Annotated in this window: 18 protein-coding genes; 12 read left to right on the top strand and 6 right to left on the bottom strand. The window is 47.5% G+C overall.

The genetic code is table 11. From position 1 onward, the window contains the following. Positions 1 to 227: 227 nt before the first annotated feature. Together csaA and udk are read right to left on the bottom strand one after the other, a co-directional pair. On the bottom strand, positions 228 to 557 hold the full coding sequence (gene csaA, locus MKX68_RS09775; protein ID WP_340911134.1) for a chaperone CsaA: 330 nt from the start codon (positions 555 to 557) through the stop codon (positions 228 to 230). A gap of 111 nt (positions 558 to 668) precedes the next feature. Then, a complete protein-coding gene (gene udk, locus MKX68_RS09770; protein WP_017691162.1) occupies positions 669 to 1,301 on the bottom strand; it encodes a uridine kinase in 633 nt (210 codons plus the stop codon). Positions 1,302 to 1,624: 323 nt separating this feature from the next. On the opposite strand from udk, the gene MKX68_RS09765 reads away from it, so the two are divergent. The 4 genes from MKX68_RS09765 (at position 1,625) to MKX68_RS09750 (ending at position 7,041) form a co-directional block, all read left to right on the top strand. After that, positions 1,625 to 2,461, top strand: coding sequence for a PRD domain-containing protein (locus MKX68_RS09765; protein ID WP_036616378.1), 837 nt, complete (start codon positions 1,625 to 1,627; stop codon positions 2,459 to 2,461). A gap of 138 nt (positions 2,462 to 2,599) precedes the next feature. Beyond that, positions 2,600 to 4,528, top strand: coding sequence for a beta-glucoside-specific PTS transporter subunit IIABC (locus MKX68_RS09760; protein WP_340911128.1), 1,929 nt, complete (start codon positions 2,600 to 2,602; stop codon positions 4,526 to 4,528). A gap of 89 nt (positions 4,529 to 4,617) precedes the next feature. After that, positions 4,618 to 6,075, top strand: a complete 1,458-nt coding sequence (locus tag MKX68_RS09755; protein ID WP_036674654.1) for a glycoside hydrolase family 1 protein — start codon at positions 4,618 to 4,620, stop codon at positions 6,073 to 6,075. Between the two features lie 6 nt (positions 6,076 to 6,081). Next, positions 6,082 to 7,041 carry a 2-keto-3-deoxygluconate permease gene (locus MKX68_RS09750; RefSeq protein ID WP_340911125.1) on the top strand — a complete coding sequence of 320 codons (960 nt, stop codon included), beginning with the start codon at positions 6,082 to 6,084 and terminating at the stop codon, positions 7,039 to 7,041. Between the two features lie 104 nt (positions 7,042 to 7,145). On the opposite strand, the gene MKX68_RS09745 is transcribed toward MKX68_RS09750, so the two are convergent. Continuing rightward, positions 7,146 to 7,829, bottom strand: a complete 684-nt coding sequence (locus MKX68_RS09745; RefSeq protein ID WP_340911122.1) for a type 1 glutamine amidotransferase domain-containing protein — start codon at positions 7,827 to 7,829, stop codon at positions 7,146 to 7,148. Between the two features lie 385 nt (positions 7,830 to 8,214). Here MKX68_RS09745 and MKX68_RS09740 point away from each other — a divergent pair, with 385 nt between their 5' ends. Next, positions 8,215 to 8,679 carry a hypothetical protein gene (locus tag MKX68_RS09740; protein WP_340911120.1) on the top strand — a complete coding sequence of 155 codons (465 nt, stop codon included), beginning with the start codon at positions 8,215 to 8,217 and terminating at the stop codon, positions 8,677 to 8,679. 140 nt (positions 8,680 to 8,819) lie between these two features. Here the strand turns inward: MKX68_RS09740 and MKX68_RS09735 are convergent, their stop codons facing one another. Beyond that, positions 8,820 to 11,840: a DEAD/DEAH box helicase gene (locus MKX68_RS09735; protein WP_340915351.1), complete on the bottom strand. Its 3,021-nt coding sequence runs from the start codon at positions 11,838 to 11,840 to the stop codon at positions 8,820 to 8,822. A 5-nt stretch (positions 11,841 to 11,845) separates the two neighbouring features. Then, positions 11,846 to 13,621: an SWIM zinc finger family protein gene (locus MKX68_RS09730; RefSeq protein ID WP_340911117.1), complete on the bottom strand. Its 1,776-nt coding sequence runs from the start codon at positions 13,619 to 13,621 to the stop codon at positions 11,846 to 11,848. A gap of 283 nt (positions 13,622 to 13,904) precedes the next feature. On the opposite strand from MKX68_RS09730, the gene MKX68_RS09725 reads away from it, so the two are divergent. Continuing rightward, the gene (locus MKX68_RS09725) at positions 13,905 to 14,723 is read left to right on the top strand and encodes an endonuclease/exonuclease/phosphatase family protein (RefSeq protein ID WP_340911115.1); all 819 of its coding nucleotides are present in this window, start codon (positions 13,905 to 13,907) and stop codon (positions 14,721 to 14,723) included. 162 nt (positions 14,724 to 14,885) lie between these two features. On the opposite strand, the gene MKX68_RS09720 is transcribed toward MKX68_RS09725, so the two are convergent. Further along, on the bottom strand, positions 14,886 to 15,713 hold the full coding sequence (locus MKX68_RS09720) for a methyl-accepting chemotaxis protein (protein WP_249913659.1): 828 nt from the start codon (positions 15,711 to 15,713) through the stop codon (positions 14,886 to 14,888). Between the two features lie 565 nt (positions 15,714 to 16,278). On the opposite strand from MKX68_RS09720, the gene MKX68_RS09715 reads away from it, so the two are divergent. The 6 genes from MKX68_RS09715 (at position 16,279) to MKX68_RS09690 (ending at position 25,480) form a co-directional block, all read left to right on the top strand. Beyond that, on the top strand, positions 16,279 to 18,522 hold the full coding sequence (locus tag MKX68_RS09715) for a glycoside hydrolase family 88/105 protein (RefSeq protein WP_340911111.1): 2,244 nt from the start codon (positions 16,279 to 16,281) through the stop codon (positions 18,520 to 18,522). Between the two features lie 276 nt (positions 18,523 to 18,798). Beyond that, positions 18,799 to 20,139: an ABC transporter substrate-binding protein gene (locus MKX68_RS09710; protein ID WP_340911108.1), complete on the top strand. Its 1,341-nt coding sequence runs from the start codon at positions 18,799 to 18,801 to the stop codon at positions 20,137 to 20,139. Positions 20,140 to 20,186: 47 nt separating this feature from the next. Then, the gene (locus MKX68_RS09705; RefSeq protein WP_340911105.1) at positions 20,187 to 21,137 is read left to right on the top strand and encodes a carbohydrate ABC transporter permease; all 951 of its coding nucleotides are present in this window, start codon (positions 20,187 to 20,189) and stop codon (positions 21,135 to 21,137) included. Then, positions 21,134 to 21,982, top strand: a complete 849-nt coding sequence (locus MKX68_RS09700; RefSeq protein ID WP_036616400.1) for a carbohydrate ABC transporter permease — start codon at positions 21,134 to 21,136, stop codon at positions 21,980 to 21,982. The genes MKX68_RS09705 and MKX68_RS09700 overlap by 4 nt, the downstream gene beginning before the upstream one ends. Before the next feature lie 28 nt (positions 21,983 to 22,010). Further along, positions 22,011 to 23,879, top strand: coding sequence for a sensor histidine kinase (locus MKX68_RS09695; RefSeq protein WP_340911101.1), 1,869 nt, complete (start codon positions 22,011 to 22,013; stop codon positions 23,877 to 23,879). Further along, a complete protein-coding gene (locus MKX68_RS09690; RefSeq protein WP_340911098.1) occupies positions 23,879 to 25,480 on the top strand; it encodes a response regulator in 1,602 nt (533 codons plus the stop codon). The genes MKX68_RS09695 and MKX68_RS09690 overlap by 1 nt, the downstream gene beginning before the upstream one ends. Positions 25,481 to 25,517 lie beyond the last annotated feature (37 nt).

The raw sequence follows: 25,517 nt of genomic DNA, 5'->3' as shown, positions 1-25,517 counted from the left end.
GATTTATCAACAAAACTCCTCCTCTCCGCTCAACCCTTACTAATTCTCCAGTCCTATATTTCCTTAAAAACACAAAAAAAAGCCACGAATCCGCAGATTCATAGCCTTATGCTTTAAGGTCTCCAACATATGTAGTTCCATCAATAGTCAATTCAATAATCAATACATCAAGAATACTCGATTTCCGAACATTTGAAAAGCCTATATTATTCTTACTCAAAATAAAGTCAGGCTATCGGTGTTCCATTTGGCAACGGACTATCCGGTGTGAGCAAGACAACATCGCCTTCACCAGGCACGCCGCCCAGCACAAGTACTTCAGAGACAAAACCGGCAATCCGCCGGGGTGGAAAATTAACTACAGCAACGACCTGTTGGCCAATGATCATGTCAGGCGTGTATCGCTGAGTAATCTGAGCACTAGAGCGTTTCAGGCCAAGTGGTCCGAAGTCGATCGTCATTTTAATAGCGGGTATGCGAGCCTTGGGGAAGGGTTCGGCTTCCACCACGGTACCAACCCGGATGTCATGCTGCATGAATTCTTCAAAAGTAGCCATAGGGGGGATCTCCTTTCAACTATTGGGGACTATTATAAATGAAAAATCAACAAAAAATCCAGGTTACGCTGTATCGTAACCTGGATTTCTATTGTGTGGCTTTGAAACAAATTAAGCGCCGTTCCAATTTTCCCCGGTGAGATATTTCTCGGTGAGGATGGATAACATCTGAATACCTACTTCATTATGTCCGCCTTCTGGAATAATGATATCGGCATACTTTTTGGATGGCTCGATGAACGCATCATGCATCGGTTTTACCGTTTCGAGATATTGTTTGTACACGGATTGGATTGTGCGTCCGCGTTCCTCAATGTCCCGCAGTACTCTCCGCAGAATCCGTACATCGGAATCGGTATCGACGAATACTTTGATGTCCATTAGACTGCGAAGGTGTTCGTCAATCAGCACATGCAATCCTTCTACAATGACAATATGGTTCGGTGCCAGTTCAACCGTCTCATTGGCAGCACGGTTATCTATGGTGAAGTCATATACGGGAGCATACGCCGCTTGGCCTTTTTTCAACAAGGTGAGATGCTCAATCAACAGATCATTATCGAATGCAAACGGGTGATCGTAATTGGTGAGTCGGCGTTGCTCAGGTGTGAGCTGCGACTGGTCTTTGTAATAATTGTCTTGGGATATAAAAGTAACCTTACCTGATCCCAGACGGTCTATGACGGAGCGAGCTACCGTCGTTTTACCGGAGCCGGTTCCTCCGGCGATACCAATGATGAGCATGGTTGTTCCATAAGCCTCCCTAGAATGGCAGCATAATCATGAATAAAGAGCACTGATCCACAATCGATTCAGCACCTTTATTCACATGTCTGTCTCTGAATACACAATTCCTTCATTGTACCACAGCGCTTTGCTTTTTTCATCTGCTATGCAGAGGCATGTTTTCCCTAAGATTGGATGATTGACTTTTTCAAAAACAGCACTATAATAAACTTATATTCATAACACGGACTGTTACTGGGGGAAACCAGGCATGACCGAATTCGATTGCTTTACTGTAATCGCTTTCGGTCTTTTTTTATTTTTGTTGGGGGGTGAGAACATTGAAGGTTATCAAGAAAGTAAACAATAACGTAGCCATTGCTATTAATGAACATAACGAAGAGGTTTTTGTCGTAGGCAAGGGTGTAGGATTTCTGAAAACGCCCTATGAGCTGACGGAGACGGACTTGGTGGAGAAAATATTCGTAGCACCAAAGAACATCCGGATGTATGACCTGCTGAACAGTATTCCGATTGAGGATATTTATCTCGCGGAGGAAGTCATTAAGCTGGGCAGTCAGATCCTGAATAAAACATTTAACCCGAATCTGCTTCTCACCCTGTCCGACCATATCAGTTTTGCATTAACCCGAACCAGAGAAGGCATCCGTATCAAAAATCCGCTGGAATGGGAAGTGCGGACACTCTATCCGGACGAGACCCGGGTGGGGGAGGCTGCGCTGAAGCTGATTCAGGAAAAAACGGATATCGCTCTGCCAACAGCCGAAACAACACTGATTGCTCTGCATTTTGTTAATGCACAGGTGGGCTCTGGAGAGATGACGGATACCACCAAGGTAACCACAGTTACGGGCGAGATCCTGTCCGTGATCAAATATGCGCTCAAAATTGACTTTCAGGAGGATTCCATCCATTTCATGCGCTTTGCCACACATATCCGGTATTTCATTCTGAGGCAGATGAGCGGCAAGTCGCTCAAGGATGAGAATGAATCGCTGTTCCTGATGGTGAAGGAGAAGTTTCCGAAAGAACTGGCTTGTGTGGAGAAGATTGCTGACTTCCTGAAAAATAATTACGGCTGGACCTGTTCCGATGATGAAAAATTATATTTGATTCTGCATATCCAACGATTGATTTCGAATGAACCAACGGAATGAACTAGTGAAGGAACTAACCGAATAATCCATATTGGACTGTTACTGATTCGATCAGGCATGACCAAGCGTAGGGAATGACGATTCCCCGGCTTGGTCATTTTTTATATATCCAATTTATTCATGTAGAGGAGATGGGTCATGAACAACAAAGACTTGGCTAAAAACGTACTTGATCTCGTTGGCGGCGAGCAAAATATATCCGGTCTGACACACTGTGCAACCCGTTTGAGATTCGTATTAAAGGATGATAACAAAGCAGACCTCAAGGCGTTGGATCAGCTCGAAGGTGTGCTCAAGGCACAAAATTCCGGTGGACAGGTTCAGGTTGTTATCGGTGCCAAAGTAGACGCGGTATACAGTGAAGTGAAGAATTTAACTTCTGACAAGATTGGCGAGCTTACGGAGTCTACAGACAGTGGACCGAAAAAGAGACGTAATCCCGTCAACGTAGTGCTTGAAACCATCGCAGGTATATTCACCCCTGTTCTGCCAGCACTTGTTGGTTGCGGGATGATCAAGTGTTTGGCTACCGTTATAACTGCCATGGGTTACCTGGAAGGATCCGGTTTCCTGACGATCATTAACATGATCGGGGACTGTATTTTCTACTTTATGCCGTTCTTCCTGGCTGTTAGTGCTGCAAATCGTTTCAAAACCAATCCCTACTTGGCGGTAGCTCTTGCTGCGGGATTAATGCATCCAACCATTTTGAACGCTGCGGCTCAGATTGCTGATACGGGTGTAAACAGTATTGATTTTCTCGGCATGCCGATTCTGTTGATGAAATATTCCTCTTCCGTCATTCCAATCATTTTGGCGGTATGGATTATGAGTTATGTGTATCCGATCGTCAATCGAGTGATTCCTAAGTTTTTACAGGTCCTGCTTACCCCAATGATTGTTTTGTTTATTATGATTCCGGTGGAATTAATCGTGCTTGGTCCAGTAGGATCATATATCGGTGACTGGTTGACCAATGGTATCAACTCATTGTTCTCAACCGCAGGTGTTCTTGCTGGTGCGATTCTTGGATTTTTCAAACCGATCATGGTCATGTTTGGTATGCACTATGCCATCATGCCGATTCAGGTTCAACAAGTGGCTACATTGGGTGCAACCGTGCTGTTACCAACAGCACTGGCAGCAAATTTGGCACAGGCTGGAGCAGCCTTCGGTGTGTTTGTCCTAACGAAGAGTAAAACGATGAAATCAGCGGCTGCTTCGAGTGGATTCACCGCGTTGTTCGGGATTACCGAGCCGGCGATCTATGGTGTTACGCTCAAATATAAACGTCCCTTTTTCGCAGGTTGCCTGGCAGGTGGATTAGTCGGTGGATTCTACAGCTTGGTGCATACAACAGCGAATGCAATTTCACTTCCAGGTGTATTGGCAATTGGTACGTATACATCAGATCGTTACATGTATGTCGTTATTGGTTGTATTGCCGCAGTTGTACTCGGGTTTGTGTTCACGCTATTGGCTGGCATCAAGGAAGATACAGATGGAAATAAATCAAAGCAGCAAGCTACGAATAAAGTAAATAGCAATCAGGCGGCAGTTGCAACGGACACTACTCCGGAGTCAGTGCCATCACAGACATCCACATCTTCTGACATGCTTATCGTTAGTCCAATGACAGGGGAGATCAAACCGATCTCTGAGGTGGAAGATCAGGCGTTTGCCCAAGAGTTGATGGGTAAAGGCATTGCAATCGTTCCGACAGATGGCAAGGTATACGCTCCATTTGACGGAGTAGTCGAAGCACTTTATCGCACTAAGCATGCCATCGGTTTGAAGGCAGCGAATGGTGTCGAGATCCTGATTCATATCGGGGTGGATACCGTCAGTTTGAAAGGCAAATATTTTAACGCCCATATCGAGCAGGGACAGACAATTAAGGCCGGGGATTTATTGGTGGATTTTGATCCGGAGGGCATTACTTCAGCGGGCTACAACACCATTACGTCCATTGTCGTTACCAACATGCAACAGTACGGAGATGTGCTGACTACAGCGACCAGCGGCCCGATCCGGGAGAGTGAACCTTTGCTTAAGCTGATTCCGTAAGAACTGCTCATCTTTTCATTAAGCTACAAGTTACAAGCTAGATGGTCTTAATAAGACTTAATAACACGTAATAACAGGAGGAAACTAAAATGACAAATTCCAATTTTCCAAAAGATTTTTTATGGGGCGGTGCACTGTCTGCCTGTCAGGCCGAGGGAGCTTATAATGTGGATGGCAAGAGCCTGACCATCCCAGAAGTGATGAAATTTAACGAGAAGAACGATCGCAAAGTGACCAAGCAGATCAGAGTGAATTGGGAGATGATTGAAGAGGCCAGGAATGACCCGGATACCGTGAAATATCCGAAGCGCCGGGGGATCGATTTTTATCATAACTTCCGTGAGGATATCGCTTTATTTGCCGAGATGGGATTCAAAGTCTTCCGTTATTCTATTTCATGGGCCAGAGTATTTCCAGGTGGCGACGATGCCGCTCCGAACGAAAAGGCACTAGAGTTCTATGATCAGGTTATTGATGAATGTCTTAAGCAGGGTATGGAGCCCCTGATCACCATCAGTCACTTTGATACGCCAATTGTACTTATGGACAAGTTCGGAGGATGGTATAACCGCAAATTGATCGATCTGTATGTGAACTATTGCGATGTGTTGTTTAATCGCTACAAGGGCAAAGTGAAATATTGGGTGACGTTCAACGAGATCAACATGAGCGTGAAAGCATCGGCCAAAACGCTGGGAATCATTGATTATGATGCTCCGAATTATGAGGAAATGTTGTTCCAGGGATTGCATCATCAATTTGTAGCTGCGTCCAGAGCAACCAAGATGGCTCATGAGATTGATCCGAATAACCAGATCGGAAGTATGGTCGCTTATTTTACAACGTATCCTTACACTTGCAAGCCGGAGGACGCACTTCAGATGCAGCAGGATGATCAGATGAAAAATCAGTTCTATCTCGATGTGCTCAATAAAGGCGAGTATCCTTACTATAGTAAAACGTATTTCAAAAACAAGGAGATCCAGCTGAATATCGAGGATGGCGATCTGGATAGCATTCGCGCACATACGGCTGATTTTGTGGGGATGTCGTATTACAACTCGATGATTTCCAGCAGTGATACGGAGCAGCTCGAACTAACAGCAGGCAATGTACACAGTGTATATAAAAACCCGCATCTGCCCGCTAACGAGTGGGGGTGGCAGATTGATCCGATTGGCCTGCGTTATACGCTTAATCTCGTCTATGATCGGTATCAAAAACCAGTCTTCATTCTGGAGAACAGCTCAGGCTTCTACGATAAGCTGAATGAAGATGGAACGATCAACGATCCATACCGGATTGATTTCCTGAGCAAACATATCGAACAGATGGGACTTGCCATTGCCGATGGGGTCGAAGTGTTGGGATACACGATGTGGGGGCCAATCGACATGATCAGTTCAGGGACTTCCGAGATGAGCAAACGGTACGGATTTATCTACGTGGATCAGGACGATTATGGCAACGGTACGCTAAAAAGATATCGTAAGGATTCGTTCTTCTGGTATCAGAATGTGATCCGTACCAACGGAGCAGAACTGTAACGCACCATGAACATACTGGGTTGTGTCAAAAAAATACCCGGCGGCTTGCTGATTGTTCCTATGCTGGCCGCTGCGGTTTTCAACACGGTGTTTCCATCGTTTTTTCAGATCGGAGATCCAACGACAGCACTGTTCACATCGAAAGGTACCATGGTGCTGATCGGTATGATTTTACTGATATCAGGAACACAGCTTAACTTGTCACAGCTTCTGGTGACCTTGAAGAGAGCAGGGGTGCTCTGTATTTCACGTATCCTCATCAGCTGTCTGTTCGGCTGGGCGTTTGTACACTTTTTTGGCATTAGTGGGGTCGGGGGAGTTTCTGCGGTAGCCTTCATTGCCGTTCTAACCAGTTGTAATCCGGGATTATATCTGGCCTTGATGAACACGTACGGAGATGATGTGGATCGTGCTGCGTTTGGCATTCTGAATCTGATCGCCGTACCGGTTATTCCGGTCATGATATTGAATTCGGCAAGTGGCGTCGGTATCGATTATCTTAGTGTACTTGCTACGCTAGTACCTTTCTTGATCGGGATACTGCTTGGTAACTTGGATAACAACATACAGAAGATGTTCGCTCCGGGAACACTGATTCTGCTGCCTTTCCTGGGTACAAGCTTTGGGTCCAATATTGATCTGCGTATTGCATTTCAGTCCAGTCTGTCCGGCTTGCTGGTCACAGTGTTATTTTTGCTGATCTGCATGCTGCCGCTCATTGGAATCGATCGCGCGATACTAAGGCAGCCCGGTTACGCAGCGGCTGCGACATGTTCGGTAGCTGGATTATCCATGGTGGTGCCTTCGATGGCTGCCGGGTTCAATCCGGCGTATGCGCCATATGTGGACACAGCTATCGCTCAGATTGCGTTTGCCGTGATCCTGACGTCGGTGACCGTGCCTTATATCGTGAAACGTCTGGCTGGAGGAACAGCGACGGAAGCTATTGCATCAACAAATCACTAGAAAAAAACAGCATGTGTTCTGTCAGGTCATGACGGATCACGTGCTGTTTTGCTTTGTACATCTGTATGATCTCTTGGGGGAGGAGGGGGATCGATCGGTTTATTTTACAGACCTAGCAATTGTTTAACACTTTCGGCTACAGCTTTGCTGGATTGCGGATTCTGTCCTGTGACCACGCGGCCATCTGTTGTGACATAAGAGCTGAAGGCAGCCGCTTTATCGTATTGTGCAGCACGTTCTCTCAAAGCATCTTCCAACAGGAATGGAACATACTCGGTTTGTTGAGCCAATGCTTCCTCTTCATTCGTGAAGCCGGAAACGGTTTTGTCGTTGATCAAAAGCAGACCGTTGGACAGCTTCACGTTCAGCAAGGCTGTAACCCCGTGGCACACGCCGGATACAACCCCACCTTTTTCATAGATATCACGAGAAAGCTCTTGAAGTTCAGCATTGTCCGGGAAATCCCACATCGTACCGTGACCGCCAGTGAAGTAGATTGCATCGTAGTCACTCGCGTTTACTTCGCTAGGTTTCAGCGTATTTTTCAATTGGTTCATGAACGTTTCGTTCTCGAAATAGGCTTTGGTGCTCTCATCCAGAGAATCGCCGAGACTTTTCGGGTCAAGAGGTACGTTACCACCTTTAGGACTAACCAGATCGATCTGAACATTGTCGTTGTGATCAAACTCTTCAATAAAGTGCGTTGCTTCGCTCAGCCACAAGCCGGTAGGCTCGTCCTTCGTTGCGTATTGATCTACATTTGTTAGAACAACCAGTATCTTTTTCATATAAAAAACCTCCCGTAAAGTATATAACATCCATCTATATTAAATATCACAAAATTAAATTGTGTAAAATATATTATTAAATATAACATAACTATTTTTTAAAGTAAAATCATGAACGTATCGTCGATCTCTAATGTGACTTTCAAGCGTAGGATTAAAGAACAATCTAGTTGTAGTAAATATGCCCGTAAGAATGCGCTTTTACTTATAATGCCCTGTTTATTTTACTCATATTGTAAGCCGAGGTAGGCGTGTGTAAGGGATATCAAAATTATTTCAAATTTGATGTTAATTTGATTGAACAACTAGTTCTTTTGATTTAGAATGGCGGAAGATGCCAACTTAAAAACTGGTACATATTACATATGGACTCGGAGGAACAGTCATGAAACGTTCAGGTAAATTTTTCGCTTCATCCGTAGTTGCTGCTGTCGCTGCAGTATCTATCGTCTCTTCAGCTTCAGCGAGCACAGTTTCCGTCTCCAACATCTCTAGCGTAACACCTATCAACTTTAGCAGTATGGATATCGAAACAGCTTTGATGATGGTCCAACAAGAACGTACCAAATTACTGGATGCTCAACTGCAAATGCAAATTCAGGAGGTACAGAACCGTAATCAACAGATCGCGGATTTGAACGCTCAATTGCAGATCGCCCAGCAAAATGGGGATGAAGCAGCTGTTCAAAAGCTGAAAGGCCAAATTGATGCTGCAAGCAATTCCCAACAGATGGACATGCTTCGTCTGCAATCCATGTCCAACAAGCGTAATGAAGCGTTTGATGTCATGACAAACTTTATCAAAAAAATGCAGGATTCAAGATCATCCATCATCGGTAACATGCGTTAAGAACGGATGATTAACTGCAACAAGACAAAAAAGAGCGGAGCCGGAATTTTAATTCCGAAACTTCGCTCTTTTTGTGTTTCTTATTTATTTGATTTCTCTGAAATCTGATTTTTGGCCTGTACTGTAAATCTTCTATTAAGTTAGCCCGACCAGTCACGACGCCGAGTGAACAGATCTTTCAGCTCGTCTGTCGACAATTCCGTAATCCAGTTCTCGGAGCTTGTGATGATGTTATCGCTAAGCTGCTGTTTGCTCTCCAACATCTCGTCGATCCGCTCCTCCAGTGTGCCAAGAGAGATGAACTTATGCACCTGAACATCCTTGGTCTGACCCATCCGATAAGCCCGGTCGGTGGCTTGATTCTCAACAGCAGGGTTCCACCAGCGGTCAAAGTGGAAGACATGATTGGCTGCGGTCAGATTCAATCCCACGCCGCCTGCCTTGATGGACAGAATGAAGACGGACGGTTGTTTGTCCTCAGGCAGTGTGCGGGATTGGAATTCCTCAATCATGCGATCCCTTGCCGTCTTGGATGTGCCCCCGTGCAGATACAGCACAGGTTCCTGCAACTCTTGACGCAGTACTTGTTGCAGCATCTGACCCATACCGATGTATTGGGTGAAAATCAGGCATCGCTCGCCCTCGTCCCGCAATTCTCGGACAAGCTCCATCAGTCGTTCCAGCTTTGCGGAGCGGCTGATCAGCATCGCCATATCTTGTGGACTGTACACATCATAAGAAGATGTTAATGCGCCGTCTTCGGGCAGTTCCTCCGGCAAGGCTTCCTTCGTTAGCAGTAGCGGGTGGTCACACAGCTGCTTCAGCTGGGTTAAAGCTGATAGAATTGCACCTTTGCGCTTGATGCCTTCCAGCTCTTTCATTTTATCCATCAAGGCCTGTACGGATTGGTCATACAATGCACTTTGTTCGCCCGTAAGGTGAATGTAAGTTTTCATCTCGTTTTTGTCCGGCAGATCAAGCTGGATATTCGGATCTTTTTTCTTACGGCGCAACATGAACGGTTTCACGAGCTGTTGCAGATCCTGCATCCGTTGCTCATCCTTATCCTTCTCTATGGCACTAATGAAGCGAGTCTGGAATGCTCGGGCACTGCCCAGATATCCTGGATTGGTAAAATCATAGATCGACCACAGCTCAGACAACCGATTCTCGATTGGTGTGCCTGTCATGGCAATGCGGTGTTTCGCTGGGAAACTGCGAACAGCCAAGGACTGTTTGGTCTGAGCATTCTTGATATTCTGTGCTTCATCGAGACAGATGCATGACCACGTATAGGTCTGCAACATTTCCTGATCCAGTGTAGCGGTAGCAAAGGACGTGATGATAATGTCCACTTGTTCTGTCTGCTCCCGGAATTCTTCCCCGCTTAACCGGCGTGCTCCGTAATGCAGGCTGACATTAATGGAGGGTGCGAAGCGGCTAATTTCCTTTTGCCAGTTGCCCAGTACGGAAGTTGGGCAGATCAGAAGTGCCGGAGCCTGGCCCGGCTTACGTGGTTCATGTTCTTTGATGTGTAATAGATACGTAATGAACTGAATGGTTTTCCCGAGACCCATATCATCGGCAAGACATGCCCCAAGGCCGAATCTGCGCAGGAAACCAAGCCATGCAAAACCTTCCTTCTGATACGATCGCAGCTCGGCATGAAGCCCTGTTGGAATGGGCAGAGAAGGTGCGCCACCTTGTCCGCCTCCAAGTTGTGCAATAACCCGGTTCAGGTGTTCATTCAGTTCTACTTCCAGCCGAATGTTCTCATTAGACTGTGGTTGCTCTTCCTCTTCGGCTTGTTGTCCTTCCTTCCATTTCTGGTTGCGGTATTCCCGTTGCTCATTATGCAGCAGATGCAGGTGCAGAATATCCTGAAATGAGAGTCCCTGTTCCCGATCTACACCGCCCATGGCACGACGTATCTGTTCCAGCAGGTCGGGGTCGAGAGGAACCCATTCTCCACGGAAGCGAACCAATCGTTCATTACGGGCAACAAGGTCGGCGAATTCATCTTCACTGAGATCTGTGTCACCAATTGCAATTCGCCAGTCAAAATGAATAATCGAGTCCAGTCCAAAGAACGACTGTCCCCGTTCACTGCCTTCCTCCGGCTGCACCTTAGCACGCAGCTTTGGTTTCTTCTTACGGGCTGCTTCCCACCAACCAGGCAGCAGAACTTGCCAGCCCGCTGCGAGCAACCTGCCGCTATCCTGCGTCAGGAACTGCCAGGCTTCCTGATCTCCCAAAGGATCACTCAGCACATCCCGCCTACCACTAATGGAGCTTCCAAGACGCGGCAGATGTGCACGCAGCTGATCCAACCATCCGGCGGAGCGATCCAGAATGAACGGTGTCCATACCTCTGGCCATTCCCCTTCAAGTATGCCCCGTGAATCCAGCATGACGGGCACCAATACAGCGGCATCCAGCTTGTTCTGCAACACCAATCGCAGCCGCCAAGATGGCTCATCCTCGTCCGGCTCCTGCAATTGCAGCATGGGTCTGAATGGTGCGGCATCTGCTTTCCAGCCAATGGATACGAGCCAGGACTGAGCATCCATCCCGGCTGTCTTGGGTAGAGTGCCGCGCTCTGGGAACAACTGCGGGAATTCACGCCGAAGATCCGTTGCAGCTTCTTCCGAACTGTACCAGCGCTGGAATACAAAGGCGGAATAGGCCGCCCCAAGTCCTTCGGCATAACTCTCGTCCGTTTGCTGAATCGCTTTGGTAAGCGATGCCCGCTCCTGCTTTTTCAAGCTATCCGGGTCCCAGGTCCACTGAAGCTGTCCTGCACGGTATGCCTCGAAGCTAGGTACGTATTTTCGTTTCTCTATGGAGGATGCCAGTGCTGGAGCTAGTCGAATCAGATGTTCCGCTTGCTCGTCCCACTTCCATTCAATATGAAGCAGAGTATGCATCTCGGCAAAAAAGGGAATCACTTCTTCCGCAGGCAGAACAACCAGCTCAATCTCCTCGATCTGCCGAACTTCCAGTTCGGTACCGTAGAAGGAAGGCACATGCCAGGCGAACAATCGCTGCTTAAGTGACTGTCCCGATACAAAGTGGTGTGTGTTGAGTGCTCCGTAAAACAAAGCATCACCATATCCGGTTAAAGCGACGTGAACCTCAATCGTTTCAGTGTAAGGATGAATTAAGCTCATGAGATCAGTTTACCTTTCCGAAGCTCTTCCTGCAGGGCGCGCAGCCGACTGTTACGAACGGCGAGTGTGGTAATAAATTGCTCCCAGTGCTCTTCTTGCTTCAACTTTTTATAGATTTTGGACAGACGTTTCAGCAGCTTCACCGCCGCTTTGTATCCATCCCTGTTCTTGTGTCCGATATAACGCTCCACCGCCTGGTGATAGAAGGGGAGCAGCAGTTCAGGTGCATCTTTTTCAATTGGTTGCAGCATGGCTACGCGGAATTCGAGAGGTTCCGTTCCCGTACTCAGCTGAAAATCAATCCACCTGCGCCATTGTCCACGCGAATGCATGGCATCCTCATAGGCTGGGCGGGAGTGGGGAAGCATGCTGACAAGCGTGTCCCACATGCGGTTCTCTGTATCCGGCAGATGTTGAATGGCCGTGTCCCATAGATGCATGTAATCATTCAAAGGCGTATTACGCCGATTCGCCAGCAGGGGACCAAGTTGTACCAACCAATCTCCGAGACGCTTCCATTCAGCTGCATCTGCGAGCACATGGAGGAAATGCAACAAATGTTCTGGTGGGATGCCATAGGCTGAGCTTCCATGGACGAGTCGTTGCCACGCCTGATCATCCTGCCGCAGATGGAAATGCATCCAGCTTTGCGCGAGTACTAGCGGCAGGGGCAGTGTTACCGCTTTGCTTGGTCTATCAATACTACTTTCATTACTTTGAGCGCTACCCAAGACACTTCCACCTGACTGGGAGGGTATTGAAGCGGCGGTTATATTGCGCTCTATATCATTTAAGATGGCCTGTTCCGACGCTAACATGTCCCGCGACCCTTGAAGCTCAGGTACGATCCAGTTCAACCACAGCTGTCGATAGACCGGAGTGAAGAACATCATGCTGGCTGTCTCAGGCATCATCTGTTTGCGTAAATAAGCTGAGGTTTCGGACAATCTATTCCATAGTTGTTCAAGCTTGTTACCCTTTAGACCGGACAGATCGAGCGGGTGGTTAAAGATCCGTTCAATGTCTTTCAGAAGTGCATCCACCGCGAGCTGAGCAGGGTAGCTCAAGTACACGGGGGTATGCGTGATTGAGTTACGAGCTGGCGGCACGCAGAATCGGATGAGGTGCAGCTGCACATGTAGTTCAAAAAGTTGGTCCATCGCAGCGGTCAGCCTTGGCTTAATCGCATATAACTCGTCCGTTGCTTCCTGCACGTAGGATGTGCTGGCTGTGCCGGTACCCAGCCGTCTCAGACAGGAGTGGAATAGTTCGTGCCATTCCGAGATTTCGAGATCGGCAAGCTCTGTTGCACGCTCCTTGATCTGGCTGTATTGGTTGTCCGGAATATCCATATCCTGCTGTTCATCGGCATCTGCATAGCTGGATAGTCCTGCGGACATGGCACCGACGGGTTTAGTCGTTTGTTTGAGCGCAGTACTGGAGTGCGCATTCACAATCGCATGCACAGGTCGCTCCAGTTGCTCGGCATAACTCATCAATACAGCAGTCATATGTTTGCATACGGAACTCACCGGACAGGTACAATGACTGGTAGACAGAGATTGCATGCTCAGGGTGACCTCATATTCTTCCGATCCTTGTACAACGGCCGAGATCCCTTGTTGTTCGGAATAGGTTAATGGTCCGACACGTTTCTGTTTATAATATTGGAATCCGCGCATGATCGTCAGGTTATTAAAATGCTCTGCAACCTGCCTGATCAACTGTTGCCACTGCGCATCATCCATTCTCATGTTATTGGGTATGTTCATCATTCCATCTCCTGGGGTAAACATAGGTTCAGTAGTCACCACGTCTATGACGTGATGTTGTAAATTTGTTGTATCCATCATATCAGTTATGAGCCAATCCGTGCATGGGTTATGAAGAATTTGAAGTTATTTTAGACCAACTGGAATCAGGATGAACACGTCGGTTCTGCTGGCCGACGGAATGCATGATTGCACCATATTGTGTATGCTTATGGTATGTATTCCTTTCAGGAACGATGCAGGCCAGGGAAACGGCCATATTACAAACAACAGGAGAGAGCATATGAAAATACTGACGTTAAACACACACGCTTGGGCGGAAGAAGATCAACTGAACAAGATCAGTCAGCTGGCTGATTTTATTAATACACATCAATTTGATGTCATCTCCATGCAAGAGGTTAACCAGTCCATGCAGGAAGCGGCGCTTTCTGAAGAAGAACTGAAGATGTATTATGCTACTGAATCGGATGCTGTGATTAAAAAAGACAACTATGCCTACGTTCTGCTTCAGCAGCTGACAGAGCAATATCACTGGACGTGGATTCCCGCGCATGTCGGGTTCCAAAAATACGATGAAGGACTGGCGATCCTTAGCCGGACGCCGATTACACAGGCTTTTGGGGAATACGTGTCCCACATGCGGGATTATAACAATTACCGTACACGCAAGATTGTGGGAATCCAGACGGTCGTCCAAGGTGAAGCAACCTGGTTTGTGAACGGACATTATAACTGGTGGGATGATGCGCAGGAACCTTTCAAGGGACAGTGGGAGTTGACGGAGAGCAAGCTTGCCCCTTACATGGATCAGCCATTATATATAATGGGTGATTTTAATAATGTCGCGGAAGTGCGTGGTGAAGGCTATGATTATATGATGAGCAAAGGCTGGAATGACCTGTACACCACAGCATTGCAAAAGGATGAAGGAGCAACCGTGGTGAAGGCCATTGCCGGCTGGGCAGATAACAAACGCGATCTTCGGATCGACTATATTTTCTCCAATCGTCCGATTCAGGCTAAATCTTCTACCGTGGTCTTGAACGGTAAAAACGGACCGGTCGTGTCTGACCATTTTGGCGTCGCTGTAGAGATATAACAGCCGTGTGAGCATAAACCGTAAAGGTGATATCACCGCAAATACGAAACAAAGCCTCCGCTGACTTCCGGTAAAGGGAAGTGGCCGGAGGCTTTTCATATTCTAAATCATTTGTTATGTACATTTCATATCGTTTGTTCTTTCTGTTGTGGAACTCTATTGTTATTCGAGCGCCAGCATCTGGTGTACAAACTTTTTCAGGTTCGCGCTTGTCTCACTAAGCTGTTCGATACTTTCCATGAACTCGGTAACAAGTTTGGCCTGATCCACTGTTGCGGTTGTAATCTGACCGATCTCCTGCTCCATATGTTTCATGGAATCTTGTACACTACCGAGGGATGTTTCGATATCAGCTGCTGCTTGTTTCGTGTGATCCGACAGCTTGCGTACTTCACTGGCAACTACACCGAAGCCGGCTCCCTGATCGCCCACACGAGCTGCCTCGATCATGGCGTTGAGTCCAAGCAGATTGGTTTGTTCCGATACTTCACGAATGACGTTTGTTACTTTAGAGACACTGACGGAGTTCTCTGAAGCTTTTTTGGAGTTGCGCAGAATCTCTTCCGAGGTTGCAGAGAGTTCTTCGGAATGTGCTGCAATCTGCTGAATGCCGCCGACGAGCGCATTAATGGTCGTTTCATTTTCACGGATCAGCGTTTCCAGTGTCATGTGACTATCCAGTGCGTAGTTCACACCCAATATACCCACGACCTGATCGTTTTCCTTAATGGGAATAAGGATGGCGTCGAAGGGTCTGCCTTGCAGATCACCAGGCATACGTGCCACGGTACGTGTATCCTTGTTGGTGAGCATTTTGAAATTTTTATAATCGTCATGAAGCTCATCCCCAACCTTCACACCAATCTCCAGACTTTTTGCTTCGGAAAAATACAATACTTTCTCATGATCATTAATGGATATGGATATGTCGTCACGGAACATTTGGCTAACAAAAGGCATAGCATTTACCAGAGATTCAAGAGTATTCAATGTGCATCTTTCCTTCCCGTTACAAAAAGTGGAATTTTTCAATCTATATAATTTGAACTAAAGATATATTCACACGTGCACTCCGATGACAGAATAACCTTCCAATCGCTGTTATCTTCAGATTTTTTTGAATCCCTTTTCTCAAGGGAAAAATCCGGTGATAAAGGCGAACGCTTCGCTTTTTCAGGTTTTTTCTGTCCTCTACGTTTCTGTGTAAATGATTAGTTCAACTTATATAGTCTCTATATCGGTAACATTTTCCGTTTTTTTGAATTAATGTCCCAATGAAGGTGTAATTGGCGAAGGAAAAACCGAATTTCCTGATTTTTTGTAAGCGTAATCAAAAATCTGTAGCCACCACAGAACATGTCAGTTATACTGGGATTATTAATTGGTGTCTGAGTAAACTAGAAGGTATTAACGTTCAGGTCAAGGGAGTTTCTTACGGAGGTTAAGCGCTATATCTCCTGAAGCTGTGATAGCAGAATACGGATCTGGCCTGCCCAGGCGAACGTTTTATTTCGGATAAGATTTTATTTCAACGCGAGAGGGATGTGTGCCATCAATGACGACCTATTTCAGTGAACCGCAGAGCATGTATTACCGATTTGGAGAAGATCAGGATCAGGTGCTGAAGGTGCTGGCCGAGAGGTATATTGGAGCCAATGCGCAGGCTGATTTTGTATATCGGGTATTTCAGAAGTCTGGTATTTTGCAAAATGAAAAAGGGCTTTATGATCTGAATTTAGGTAAACGCTTTCCTGATGCACCTAAAGACCATATGTCTTACGCAGCTGCACTGGTTTGGGGTGACGAGGACCGAAACCTGGATGTGCTGGTCCGTTGTTATGGCCCTGTTCGCTTTTATTTCAATGAGCAGTTGGTCTATCGCTCTACCGTAATGGATGAGATTAGTCCTGATGCAACGGTGAAGCTCGGCATTGACATCAAGCCCGGTTGGAACACCATATGGCTGGAAATGAAAAATACCCCTGCCGGATTTGGCTGCCAGTTTGGTTCAGATGAAGGTAAAGTGCGTATTCTGAACGTATTTGCACCGTTTCAGGAGAGACAGGGACAAGCAGGCTGGGTATTCTCCCAACCGAACCGAACCGCGAGTAAGCAACCAGACCTGCTTGGAACAGAAGCAGATTACAGTTTGAAGTGGCTGCCTGAGACAGGCTGGTCTGATGAAGATAAAACCAAGCCAGCTCTCGAACGAATATACGGGCATCTTCCTGGAAAGCATGCCTATGCTTGGACTCATCTGAACAATAACGATTCAACCGGAAGTCAGGTACGATTGTCAGGTCAATCCTCCGGTTCTCTAAGTATATGGATTAGCGGCAAGCCTGTGGCGCAAGTGAAAGAGGCGGGTCCGTTCGAGGTGGATGTACCAGCCTCTTTTGGACGGAGTGACCTGCTTGTCCGAAGTGAGTGCAACGCTACGGCGGGACCGTGGCATTTTAATCTGAACGCAACCGTTTCGGGTAAGCCACTTTCACTGGAACTTCCTCAGCGTGTGCACGGTGCTAATGGAGAGTCTTGGTTATATGTCGGCCCTTTTGAATCGGAGGTTGAACCGGACTTGGCGGATCTGACTCGAACGGACCGAGTGTACCAAACGGGTCTAGAACAGACGTATTGGCGCTTGGATCAACCAGATGCTTGGATCAGACCTTATTATGAGAACGCCATGTTAAGCAATAAATGGACCGTGGGCAGTGTGACCAATTATGGCCGCTGGGATTATCCATTGGGTGTCACTGTATATGGTCTATTACGGACAGGACGTTATTTGCAGAGACCGGACATTACACGTTATGCGGCTGAGCATGTGCAGGCATGTACCCAGATGTATGAGTACTCATTATGGGATCGGGAGCAGTATGGTTTCCCGGCAGTCAATCAACAATTGGTCATGCTGAAAATGTTGGATAACTGCGGTTCTTTTGGTTCAGCCATGCTGGAAGCGTATTCAGAATGTCATGAACCAACGTTTCTTCCGATTGCTGAACGGATTGCAGATTTCATGCTTTCCCGCCTGGAACGGCAGGAGGATGGTGCATTTTATCGCACATGTGTAGGGGAGTATGCCGAGAATACCATGTGGGCAGATGACCTCTATATGAGCACGCCGTTTCTCGTTCGTTATGCACGGGTGACAGGCAACTCAGCCGCATTGGATGAAGCCGCCAGACAATTTTCACTGTATCGGAAGTATCTGTTTATGCCTGAGTTCAAGATCATGTCCCATGTGTATGATTTCAAATACGGACAGGCAACGCAGATTCCATGGGGACGGGGGAATGGCTGGACACTGTTTTCCTTGACGGAGGTACTGGAAGCTTTGCCGGTAGAGCATCCCGAGCGCCCTGCTCTAATTAATTTCTTCAACGAGCTGTGTGAAGGGTACGCGGCACTTCAAGAGGAAAGTGGGTTGTGGCATCAGGTGTTGAATGATCCGCAGACGTATGAAGAAGCCTCCTGCACGGCGATGTTTGCCTATGGTTTTGCGAGAGGTGTACGCTTTGGCTGGTTCAAAGACCATGAAGTTTACGTCACGGCTGCCGAGCGGGCCTGGAAGGGACTCATCTGTAAAGCGATTGATCGTCAAGGGAATGTCCATGGTGTGTGCAGCGGATCACGATATGCGTTTACGGCAGAGTATTATGATCAGGACTTGCGTACCGTCACCAATGACAATCACGGAATAGGCATTATGATGCTGGCAGGAACTGAGGTAGCCAAAATGAAGAAACATCTGGCTGAGCACAGGGTATCTTCACCTGCCGTCTCACATTCCTGACAGGCCATATTTATACGGAATACCTGAATTTTCATACCATTACTCCTATACAACAACTTATCTTCTGCTCCACGTAATACGGTTGTATACCCGTAATCATATCTGAGACGGGAACATCACCGCCGGGAATGGTATTCCCGGTGGTTTTTGATTCCTTCAACTCCTTACTTTTTTGACAGGAAAGCTTACTTTTGTTTATGTCATGTGCAGCAATGGACCGATACAATAGATTTTGTAAGCGATTCCATAGATGTAAGAAGGGGAGGAAATTCATTTATGATGATTACAAAAAAGTGGGTAACCCTGTTCTGCCTGTCCCTGTTATTGTTCGCTACAGCCTGTTCTGGAGGGGCCACCGATACACCATCTTCTTCTGGAGAAGCAAGTGGAAGTGAAGGAGATTCATCAGGCAAGATTGAACTGCGCATGACCTGGTGGGGATCACAGACAAGACATGATTTGACGACCAAAGTCATTCAATTATTTGAAGAGAAACATCCGGGAATCACCATTAAACCTGAATACTCCGGTTGGGATGGTTATTTTGACAAATTGACTACACAGGTAGCCGGTTCGAATGCACCAGATATCATCCAGATGGATTACGCATTTCTGACTGACTTTGCCCGGCGTGGGGCCTTGCTTGACCTGACCCCGTTTGCAGAGAGCAAAGAGCTGCGGACAGAGGACCATGATCAGAGCATGATTACAGCCGGATCAATTGACGATAAATTATATGCAATTACCCTCGGAGTAAACGCACCAGGTGTCATATATGACGCCACCGTATTTCAGGAATTAGGTATTGAAGAACCACAAGAGAGCTGGACATGGAAGGACTTTGGAGATATTGCAACCAAGATTGCCGCAGCCAAAGGTGAGGGGTTCTATGGATCTGCAGACATTTCCGGTACAACAAACATGTTTGAAGTGTTTATCCGACAATCCGGGAAAGGATTGTTCGACGGTGGCACAATGACCGCTACCAGCGAGGAGCTTCAGCAATGGTTCGATATGTGGGGCGCACTACGCGAGAATGGTGGAGTGACCACAGCGGAGATAACGGCATCCACAACCAATGCGCTGGAGACACGCCCGATTTCTCTAGGTACAGCTGCCATGGATTTTGCCTGGTCCAATCAATTGCTGACATTCCAGCAGGTGAACAAAAACCAGGATCATAAGCTTGGCATCCAAGTACTCCCGCATGGTGTTAACGAGAAGCAAATTGGCGAATACCTGAAACCAGGCCAGTTCCTCTCCGGTTATGGCAAAACCAAACATCCGAAGGAAGTTGCCATGTTCATTGATTTTATGGTCAATGATCCGGAAGCAACCGCTATCCTTGGTTCTGAACGTGGTGTGCCGGTTAACTCCAGCATTCGTGAGCAGATGCAGCCAACGCTGCCGGAAGCGGAGCAAACCATTTTCCAATTTATCGATACCGTATCGAAGCACTCCAGTGAGATTGATCCACCATACCCGCAAGGATTTGCTGAAGTGGACACAAGTTTCAAGAGCGCAAGCGAGCAGATCGCTTTCGGTCAAGGCAATACGCCAGATGTCATTGCCCAGTTTATTGAAGGAGCCAAGGCTACACTTGGATCAAGTCAATAACGGTTGGAACGGTCTCAGACTTCTAATTCTGCGGGGAGGTTGCGAAGATGACGACATCACAGGTCAGTCAAGCCCGAATCGAGCGTGTAGCTACCCAGCGGGTCAAACGGAGATATGCGCATAATGGAGCCGCACTTCTATTTCTCGCCCCATGGCTTGTCGGATTGTTATTTCTAACCCTTGGTCCCATGTTGGTATCCTTGTACATTTCGTTCACCGATTACAGTATCCTGGCCGCCCCTTCCTGGGTCGGTCTGGATAACTACACGACGATGTTTACATCCGATAAACTGTTTACCCAGTCGCTCAAAGTCACATTCACGTATGTCGCTGTATCCGTACCGGTCAAATTGATTTTCGCGCTGCTTGTAGCGATGTTGCTCAACAAAGGGATTCGAGGATTAGGTATTTATCGGACAGTGTATTACATCCCGACATTGCTTGGAGGTAGCGTGGCGATTGCGATGTTGTGGCGTAAAATGCTGGGTGGGGACGGGCTACTCAATAGTGTTCTTGCCATGGTAGGCATTAAAGCGCCCGATTGGGTAGCGAATCCGAAATATGCGCTGTACTCCATCGTGCTGTTATCCGTGTGGCAGTTCGGATCGTCGATGATTATTTTCCTGGCAGGCCTGAAGCAGATTCCACCCGAGTATGATGAAGCCTCAGCGGTAGATGGTGCAGGTCCTCTGCGGAGATTCTTCTATATAACGTTGCCGATTCTGTCACCCGTTATCTTCTTCAATCTTGTCATGCAGCTGATTACGTCCTTTCAATCGTTCACACAGGCTTTTGTTATCAGTAATGGTAGCGGAGGACCAGTTAACTCAACCTTAATGTACTCTCTGTATCTGTACAAAAAAGGATTCTCATTCTTTCAGATGGGTTATGCTTCCGCGATGGCCTGGGTGCTGGTTATCCTGATTGGCGTATTTACATTGCTCGTATTCCGCAGCAGCAAGCTGTGGGTGCACTATGAGGATGGTGGGAAATCATGATTGGACAACGGAACTCTACAGCATGGGTCGTCAGCAAACATGTGTTAATCTCAGGCATCGCCTTTGTCATGCTCTACCCGATCCTCTGGATGCTGGGCAGTTCATTCAAACCGGGACATATGATCTTTACGGAGACCTGGTTTTGGCCACAAGAATGGAATTGGCAAAATTATATGAATGGCTGGTCCGGTATTCAGGGCAATCCGTTCTCCCGCTTCCTGACCAACTCTGTCATCCTGTCGCTTGGTGCCGTGCTGGGCAATGTCATCTCCTGCTCAATGGCGGCATATGCCTTCGCCCGACTGAATTTTCGTTTCAAAGCCATCTGCTTTGGCCTGATGCTCATGACGATCATGCTGCCCCATCATGTGACGCTGATTCCGCAGTATATTCTCTTCAACCACCTGGAGTGGGTGAATACGTATCTGCCACTTGTCGTGCCAAAATGGCTGGCGACCGACGCCTTCTTCATTTTCCTCATGGTACAGTTCTTCCGGGGATTGCCCAAAGAGCTGGATGAGGCGGCAACTATTGATGGATGCGGTCCTGTGAAAATATACACCAAAATCATCATTCCACTTGCTTTTCCAGCACTGGTTACCACGATGATCTTTACGTTCTTGTGGACATGGGACGACTTCTTCAGTCAGTTGATCTACTTGAGTGATGTGAGCAAATACACCGTACCGCTGGGTCTGCGTCTGTTCCTTGATTCCAGTTCTCAATCCGATTGGGGTCCGATGTTTGCCATGTCGGTGTTGTCGTTGGTGCCATGTTTCATTGTGTTTATCGTGTGTCAAAAGTACTTCGTGGAAGGAATCGCGACCTCTGGGCTCAAAGGGTAATTCCAAGACGAAACGAGTTGATTTTTCCATGGGGAAAGGAAGATGGTCTTCATTCATTAATCAAAAGCTGCAACAAAGCAAGCTCTCCACGTTGATGGTGACTTGCTTTATTGCGTTTAACCTCCTGCTCGTCTCGGTTGTGGTCTGGCTGGCATATCAGTCTTTCTCTGCGGTCACCTTTGCCGAGATTAGCAAAGCACGTCTGGCTCTTCTGAACGAAAGCACACGTCGGGGATTTGATTTTATCACAGGGGTAACCGGAACTGCCTACGGTTTGGCAAGCAATCGGGAACTGTCCAATCTGCTCGAAACGGCTGATACGGGCAGGCTTTCACAGATTCACCAGCGGAGAGAGGTCTCTCGAATCCTGGATCATACCATGGTCGTGAGTGAAGGCATCACCTCCATTGAACTGTATACGGATGTTTTTAATGAAGTGACAGTCACTATGGCTGATCGCATATTTCCGGTGGACACCATCACACACGACTCTTGGTTTGCTACGCTGGAAAAGGCTGATGCAGCTTGGGTTCCGTTGCGTGAGAACGAATCGGGCCAATCCCTGGTCGGATACGCTCAGCGGATTTTTGATAGTCGGGGCGGAACGGTTGCCTATGTGCTCATTCGACTGAGCAGAGCGGACATCGTACGCAGGTTTGCTGATGTACCCATGGTGCTTGATGGAAAAGTGCTGTTGGTCGATACGGCTGGTAATGTCGTAATGCAGATGGGGAGAGTTGATCCAGCAGGTGAGAATGGACGAGCGGATAGAAGAAATGAAACGAGTGCAGTACAGGAAACGGGTGAAGCTGTAAGTTCATCTTCTTCTATTATAGATAGCGCATGGATTCAGGAACATGTCCAACCTGGTGAAGACGGATACGAAGTGGTTTCCGGCCAACCCGGAGGTGCTCAATTGGTGCTGTACTCCAGGCCAGCCATGCTTCAGTGGCGCCTCGTTCAGACTATTCCGGTATATACACTGTTATCTCCGCTCAGACAAGCGGGCTGGCAGATCCTCGGCATCGCCGTGCTGGGGCTATTATGCTCGGCTGTACTTGCGTACCTGTTTGTAAGGCAGATCATCCGTCCTCTGCGACAATTGATCAAGCGAATGAGACAACTGGAGAAAGGAGACTTTGATACCCGGGTGCAACTTTCGTTTACGGAGGAATATGCCCACTTGGCTTATGGCTTTAATCACATGGCTTCACAGCTCACAACGCTGATGGAACAGGTGAAGGAAGAGAGCCGAGCCAAGCGTGAAGCCCAGACGGGCTTGCTTGAGGCCCAGATCAAACCCCATTTTCTATACAACACCCTCGACATGATCCACTGGCGCGCGCTCGATTACGAAGCCAAGGATATCAGTCGTATGATTGTGCAGCTCAGTAAGCTGTTACGGATCGGACTGAGTGGAGGGAGATTGTTTATACGGGTTCGAGATGAGTTGGAGCATGCCCGTTGCTACGTTAACATCCAGTCAGAGCGGCTGCCGTTCTCCATTCAATATCAGGAGCAGATCGATCCGCATATTCGCGGTTGTTACATTCCCAAGATCATTTTGCAGCCCTTCATCGAAAATGCCGTTATGCACGGGCATCCTGAAGAGGGCACACTTCGAATTCAGGTGCATATGCACGAAGAGGTTGGCCCACATGAGGATATCGTCATTCGTATCACGGATAATGGGCGGGGTTTGCCGGAGGGGTGGAAACTCGAAGGGACGTGTGGCATCGGTGTACGGAATGTACATCAGCGCATTCAGCTTTATTGCGGGAAGAGGTATGGCGTTCAACTGAGCGATAGAGAGACAGGTGGCGTGGAAGTGACCATTACGCTGCCGCGTATTGAGACCGACGAGCAATTAAATCTATGGCTGGACGGTGAAAAATGATGAAGACCATTATGCTTGTTGATGACGATCCTCATATTGTAAAGGCATTAACAGATCATATCGATTGGCCTTCTCTGGGCCTCAGCATTGCAGGCACTGCTTCCAATGGCTTGGATGCACTGGAGCTGTTTCACCGCATGCATCCAGATGTCGTTATGACTGACGTTTATCTACCGGGGATGACCGGGCTTGAGATCACACAGACGTTGCGACGTGACCATCCCCACCTGCCGATCATCATTCTTAGTGGATATGACGAATTCGAGAACGCCCGAGCAGCCATGCGCTGGGGTGTGAATCACTTTTTGCTGAAGCCGGCAGAGGTTGAGGAGATTGAGTCTGTGCTGCGGGAGGTGCTACTGGAACAAGATGTGCGAGAGCGGCATGAGCGGTTGGAGCAGACGTACAAGCAGGAGGTTGGACGGGTACTACCATATTTGCGCAAACAATTTCTTCACGAACTGCTGACTACACGATATCGGGCAGACGAGCTGCCTAAAGAACGCATGGACTATATAGGCATTCATATGTCATCACAGACACGCGCAATTAGTCTGCAACTGAATCGCCCCGTATTTTTGACACGGATGAAAGAACGGGATTGGCAGCTTCTCCGCTATGGGGCGGCCGATATTATTCAGGAGACGGTGAAGGAGCAAGCAGCGCGCATGAATGGTCAGGTAGAGATCGTTGATTATTCGGATCAGGTATTTGTGTTGCTTCTATTAGGAGATAAAGATCATCTGGAGGAATGTCTGCCACTTGTGGAGCGGATGATCGATCAGATCTTTACGTATCTGAAAATTGAAGTGAGTGCTGGAATCGGGAGATCCAAGAGTCACCCCTGTGAGGTGATAGATTCTTATCTCGAGAGCAGGGAAGCGGTGGAAACAGCAGAGTTTCAAGGTGGAAGTCGTATCTACCACTATGAAGCGTCCGAGGATACAGAACCAAGTGTGACCGATTATTCAGTATTGCTTCGTCAATGGAATGAGGCTTGGGCGGATATTCGACCTGATCTGGCTGAAGAGGTATGGCATCATGTTTGCCTTTTGCTGAAAGAGGGCAACTGTGTTGGAATACAGGATGTACAGGTTGTGGCCGTCAGTCTGTTTGACACGTTGATTCATAGCTGGAACCGACTTCATCCGATGTTACCCCCGCCGCTGGCGATGAGTGATTTTTTGCGTGAAATTCAATCGAAATATGCGTTGCATGATCTGGTAAGCTGGATGGATCGTATTATCTGCAACTGGCTGGAACAGATCCGCAAGGAGATGGGCGAGAAGAAAAGCAATAAACTTATCGAGCAGGTGAAACAGTATGTGGAGCTGCATTATGCCGAAGAGATTAGTTTTGAAGCGATAGCCAAGGGATTATTTGTGCATCCGAAGTATCTGAGTCAACTGTTCAAAAGGGTGACCGGTGAGAATTTTGTGAGTTATTTGAACGGGTACCGAATTCAGAGAGCGTTGGAACTGTTGCAGTCGGGACATTACATGGTATATGAGGTGAGCGAGATGACCGGGTTCCGTAATGCGACGTATTTCAGCCAGGTGTTCAAAATGCTGACGGGCAAGAGTCCGTCTGAGGTGGGGTAGAGTGATACAGTTAAAGTATTTTAAATAAAGTGGAAGA

This window comes from Paenibacillus sp. FSL M8-0212, from assembly GCF_038004645.1.
GTDB lineage: Bacteria > Bacillota > Bacilli > Paenibacillales > Paenibacillaceae > Paenibacillus.
The sequence above is the reverse complement of the archived record's forward strand: the minus strand, read 5'-3'. Positions and strand labels throughout refer to the sequence as shown.